This window comes from Dorea sp. AM58-8, from assembly GCF_003464045.1.
GTDB classification, from domain to species: Bacteria; Bacillota; Clostridia; order Lachnospirales; family Lachnospiraceae; genus Claveliimonas; species Claveliimonas ammoniilytica.
The window spans coordinates 1-727 of record NZ_QSDM01000059.1 but is presented as its reverse complement, the minus strand read 5'-3'; the positions used below and the strand labels follow the sequence as shown (position 1 = coordinate 727).

The 727-nt window shown below is 53.4% G+C and carries 1 protein-coding gene; it reads left to right on the top strand.

Annotated elements, in window-relative coordinates; genetic code table 11:
- Nucleotides 1-434: 434 nt before the first annotated feature.
- A partial coding sequence (locus tag DXA18_RS15455; RefSeq protein WP_147345621.1) for a hypothetical protein occupies nt 435-727 on the top strand: 293 nt, incomplete at its 3' end.

The following is a 727-nucleotide window of genomic DNA, read 5'->3' as shown; positions in this document are numbered from 1 at the left end:
AGCAATCTCCGTGCATATAATGAGCGGTCGCGGTGCCCGGCGGGAAAGCCCCTCGCTTTTCCTGCGTCCGGCGCATCGCGGCAGCGAAGGCGAATGCACGGGAGTCGGAGCCGGTCAACTTTTCCGTTCCAAATGTTTCCGTCAATCCGCCTGCGGATTTATGAAAGATTTGTGGGCGGGATGGTTGAGGGGCGAATCCCTCTACCCGGACGAGAAAAGGGTCAACGTTCGCAAATAGGCGCAAATGGGTTCATTTGATGCTAAATGGTGTCTTTTTCTATCATCGGCATCCGTGCATTTGGCAGTTTCTACCTGCATGTTCGTGTATAGGGCAGAGGGATAGAAAAATAGCCTGCGTTATAATCTGTCCCCAAGGAGACGGCATTCTTGCCGCTTCAAAAAGCAGGAAATCGGAAAAGAAAGGATGATGCCACATGGCTCAGGATTTCGGCGGTGACATGGGAAACGCCCTCCTAAACTTCGTCACAAGGCAGACAGAGAACTACTTGCGGTTCGGACGTGGCAGGGAACGTGCTTTTGACTGGTGGCAGCGCCATTATAAGAAAGAAGGGAACACTCCCGAGCAGGCAAAAGCAATGGCTGAAAAACAATCCTCGCGTGAGCAGGTGGTCGTGCCCTTTGGTACTTCCGAGGAAGCCGCCTACTATGCGCAGGTATGCCGCGAGAATGGTACCTATGCCGCCGCCTACACGGACAAACAGGGAAA